Genomic DNA, 4,424 nt, shown 5'->3' with positions numbered 1-4,424 from the left:
GCGCAGGGCGAGCGCGTCGTGACGGCCGTGGGCGGCGCCGGCGCCGGCCGTCTGGCTGCCCGGCCCTCGCGTCGGCGCCGCGTGCTCGTGCCCGTCGCCGCGGCCGTGCTGGCCCTCGTGGTGGTCGGCGGTGGGGCCCTGGCGTGGCGGATGGTGGACGGGGGCGACGGCGGGGGCACCCCGGTCGCCGCCGCGACGACCACGTCACGAGACGACGTCGCCCGGGCGACGGTCTTCCTGGTCGGCGAGGACCGCACCGGGTCGGGGGTCGTCTTCGACAAGGGCCGCGGGCTCATCCTCACCAACGCCCACGTCGCCGCCCCGTCCGCGGTGGGCCTCGGAGCGTTCCTGACGGAGTTCGACGACGAGCAGGCACCCAACCCGAAGCGGATCCGCGTCGACGTCTCCGACGGGCTCGACAAGTCCGCAGAGCCCCGCTTCTACGCATCGGTGGTCGCCGTCGACGGCTACCTCGACGTGGCCGTGCTCAAGATTGACACCAAGCTCTCCGGTGCGCCCGCCGAGGCGGAGGACCTCGCCGCCCTGACCGAGGTGTCCCTCGGGAAGTCGGCGGACGTGAAGACCTCCGACCCGATCTCCTTCTTCGGCTACCCGGACGTGGCGGACTCCGTTGCCCCGACCTTCACGACCGGTGTCGTGGCCGGGCCCGTGCAGGACGACCGCCTCGACGAGTTCCGTGCCGTCATCAACACCACGGCCGCGATCTCGCCCGGCAACTCCGGCGGTCCCGCGGTGGACGACTCGGGGGCGGTGGTCGGTGTCGCGACGTGGGAGACCTTCGACCGGAGCGGCGGGGAGGCCTTCTCCCGGATCCGCCCGATCGACCTGGCCCGGCCGGTGATCGACGCCGCGGTCGACGGGGACGCCTACACCTCCCCGTGGACGGTCCCCGGACCCGGATCGGCGAAGGTGAAGAAGATGTCCTACGCCGCTCCCGGGCAGCCGGGGGCGGTGACCGAGGGATGCCGCTCGGCGCGCTCCGGCGCCTCCCCCACCTCGATCGCCGTGGACTACACGGGCTTCCCCGGTGGCGAGCACACGGACGTCGCGGCGGCCTTCTACAGCCAGGACGGCTCCGGCGAGTGGGAGATGGTCGCCGAGTCCGTGACGCCCTGGCCCACGAAGCTGCCACGCGACGGGTGCATGACCCTCACCTTCGACACGGACCTGCCGCCCGGGAGCTACCTCTTCAAGCTCGGGCTCGGGGGCGACCTGCGCACCCTCGTCGACGACGACACGTTCTCGATCGAATGACCACCGTCGCGCAGTCCCTGGCCACCGTCCGGGTCGACCTCCTCGGTCCCGTGCAGGTGCGGGTCGACGACCAGCCCGTGGCCGCGGGAGGTCCCAAGCTCAGGGCGGTCGTGGCGATGCTCGCGCTGGCCGGAGGTCGCATCGTGAGCGTGGACGACCTCCTGGACGGGGTGTGGGGCGAGAACCTGCCGGCCACCGCACGCAACACCCTGCAGTACCACGTCGCGGTGCTCCGCAAGACGCTCACGGCCCACGGTGCCGGCGGCCGGCTGCTGACCCGCGACCCCGGGTACGCCCTGACCGTCGAGACGGACGCGACGCGCTTCGCGGCGCTCGCCACCGCCGGGGCACGGGCGGCCGCCGTCGGCGACCACGAGAAGGCGTCCGAGTCGTACGCTGCGGCCCTCGACGAGTGGCAGGGCCATGCGCTGGCGGACCTGCGCGAGTTCGACTTCGCCGTGGCCAGGGCCGTGGCGCTCGAGGGGCAGCGGCTGACCTGCGCCGAGGCGTGGGCCGATGCCGAGCTGGCGTGCGGACGTGCGGACGCCCTGGTGCCCGCCCTGCACGACCTGGTGACCGAGAACCCCACCCGCGAGCGCCTCTGGGAGCAGCTCATGGTCGCGCTCTACCGCACCGGCCGGCAGGACGCCGCCCTCTCGGCGTACCGCGCCGCCCGCCAGGCCCTCGACCGTGAGCTCGGCGTGGAGCCGTCGGCCCGGCTGGCTGCCGTGCACCACGCGATCCTGTGCCACGACCCGCGCCTCGCCCCGGTGCCGACCATCGAGCCGGAGGGCCGTCCGGTGCGGGCGACGTCGCTCGTCTCGGCCGCCAGCCCGGGTTCACCACCGATGCTGACCGCGCCGGGAGGGGTGAAGGTGGCCCTCGCCGGGGCTCCCGTGGTGCTCGGTCGCCACGACGACTGCGACCTGGTCCTGGCCGACGAGCAGGCCTCCCGTCGCCACGCCCAGGTCGAGGCCGGGGCGGAGGGCTTCGTGCTGGTCGACCTCGGCTCGACGAACGGGACCTACCTCAACGGCGCTGCCGTACGAACGCCCGTCCCGCTCGCCGACGGCGACACCATCGTGGTCGGGCACACGGTCGTGCGCTTCTCCGCCGCGCGCGACCTCACCTGAAGCGGATCGGGACCGACCGCTCGCTGACGTCGACGGTGAAGGGGGTGACCCCGTCCCCGGCCGTCAGCCCGTAGCTCCCCCCGATGCGCAGCGTGCCTCGACGCAGGTCCGCGGGCACCTCGAAGCCGATGTTGATGCCCGGACCGGGGTCGAGGTCCTCGGCCGGGTAGGACTTCCCCTGCGGTGACACGAACCGCACCTCGTCGGGCAGGAACGCCCGCGGGGTGCCCGGTCCCGCTCCACCGGCCACCGAGTACGGGATCGTGTAGGAGAGCCGGACGGAGAGGAAGGCGCGGTCCACCGACGCGGGCCGGAGGCCGTTGACGAAGAACGTGAGCTCGGCGCGCTCCACGTCGACCGCGCGCGGCACCGTCGAGGTCGTCGCCTGCACGTAGGCGAGCGGGATCGAGGTCCGCTCCGTCACGGTGAAGCGGCTGCCCACCTTCACCGCCCGGTCCGGGCGCGCGAGCACCTCGATGTTGTCCTCCCCGGGCGTCCCGTCGAGCAGGGACAGGGTCTGGGTGTAGCCGTCACCCCGCATCATTAGGTCCACGTCCTCGACACCGGCCGGCACGGCCACCACGAACGGCCCGCCCCCCTTCGGCAACCGGCGTACGTCACTTCCCACGGCGACCTTCAGCCCGAGGTCGGTCCAGGGGGTGCACGGCGGGACGCCACAGGCGACGTCGTCGAGCCGGAACCCGATCAGCCGTCCTCCCGCGGGCGACGCCTTCACGGTGCCGGCGTTGCTGATCTGGTCCACCTCGTCAAGACCGGCCAGGCGTACGCCGCCCGAACGGCCCGCCATGACGAAGCGCCCCGCCGCCGGAGCGACCGCGACGTCCTTCGGCACGGTGCCGATCTCGCCACCTTCCGCCTCCGGGGCCTCCGGGGTCGGGGTCGTCGACGACTCCGGGTCCGACGCCTGCGCCGAGGAGCCCTGGGGGTCGGGATCGCCGTCCCCCGTCACCACCACGGCCGCGACCACCGCCGCTCCGACGAGCAGCAGTGCCGCGGCCGACCCGAGGGCCAGACGCCGTCGCAGACCGGGACCGGACGGTCCGGGCGTCGGGGTGCCGGATCCTGCGGCGTGTCCCGCGGCCGGTCCTGCCACCGGCGGGAGGATCGTGGGCAGGTCGTGACCGGCGGGCCGCGGTTCGGCGAGCGTGTCCGCCCCGGGCTCCGGGTCAGGTCGGGTCCCACCGCGCACGGGTGGGGGCTCGGTGACGCCCGGCGGTGCCGCAGCCGGTGGGGCGACCTCCGGCCGGGGTGCCGGCGGCGTCACGGGGGTCGGGGCCTCGACGGGCACCAGGTGCGGTGAGGTGGAGACAGGAAGCAGCTCGGCCCACGACTGCACCACCCAGTCCGCGCGCTCGTCGGACATGCCCCACTCGCGCAGCCGCTCGACCAGCAGCGGACGCACGGCTGCCAGTCCGGGACGACCCACCTCGCGGACCTGCTGGGGGACTCCCTCCTCGGCCGAGACGACCAGGGCGTCGACTGCCGCCTGGTGGTCGTCGACGCGGGCACCGAGCAGGTCGCTGAGCGAGGCACGGAGTCGCGCCGGACTGCTCACGAGGCGCCAGCCGTGGTCCTGCACGACGGCCGCGAGGGCCGCGAGGACCGCCGCTTCGCTCGGCTCCGGCATCGCGCTCTCCCTGTCCAGCTCCTGGGGTGGACGCTCAGGATCCTCACCGCCGATGAGGTCTCGCTGAGGTGCACGACCCGGGCCTGAGCCGTGTCCGGTGAGGCCACTGTGCAGCGCGGAACATCTGACGGCCCGGGGCCGTCCGATCCTCCGTGCTGGCCCTGGGCTGAGCGGGGTCAGGCCACGCGCCGGCCGTGGCAYACTTCGCCGCATGGCTGACAAGGACCTCGACGGCGACGAGCCCTCGCTGGAGCTCCCGTCCTTCGGCTTCGGCCGCAAGAAGCGCACGGAGGCCCAGCTGCCGCCCGAGCCCACCCCCGTGGCCGAGCCGCGGCCCGAGCCCGCCCCGGTGGCCGAGCCGCGGCCCG

Annotated in this window: 3 protein-coding genes; 2 read left to right on the top strand and 1 reads right to left on the bottom strand. The window is 74.4% G+C overall.

Annotated elements, in window-relative coordinates; genetic code table 11:
* The coding region (locus AC1DQF_RS21185; RefSeq protein WP_477527202.1) for a S1C family serine protease at positions 1-1,275 on the top strand (1,275 nt) is incomplete at its 5' end.
* A complete protein-coding gene (locus tag AC1DQF_RS21180; protein ID WP_477527201.1) occupies positions 1,272-2,408 on the top strand; it encodes a BTAD domain-containing putative transcriptional regulator in 1,137 nt (378 codons plus the stop codon). The genes AC1DQF_RS21185 and AC1DQF_RS21180, both read left to right, overlap by 4 nt.
* On the opposite strand, the gene AC1DQF_RS21175 is transcribed toward AC1DQF_RS21180, so the two are convergent.
* Entirely contained in the window at positions 2,401-4,056 is a 1,656-nt protein-coding gene (locus AC1DQF_RS21175) for a hypothetical protein (protein WP_477527200.1), read from the bottom strand. The genes AC1DQF_RS21180 and AC1DQF_RS21175 overlap by 8 nt on opposite strands.
* Positions 4,057-4,424 lie beyond the last annotated feature (368 nt).

It is taken from the genome of Nocardioides sp. P4_G4 (assembly GCF_056401085.1).
Note: the sequence above shows the minus strand (reverse complement) of the source record. Positions and strands in the feature narration are given on the sequence as shown.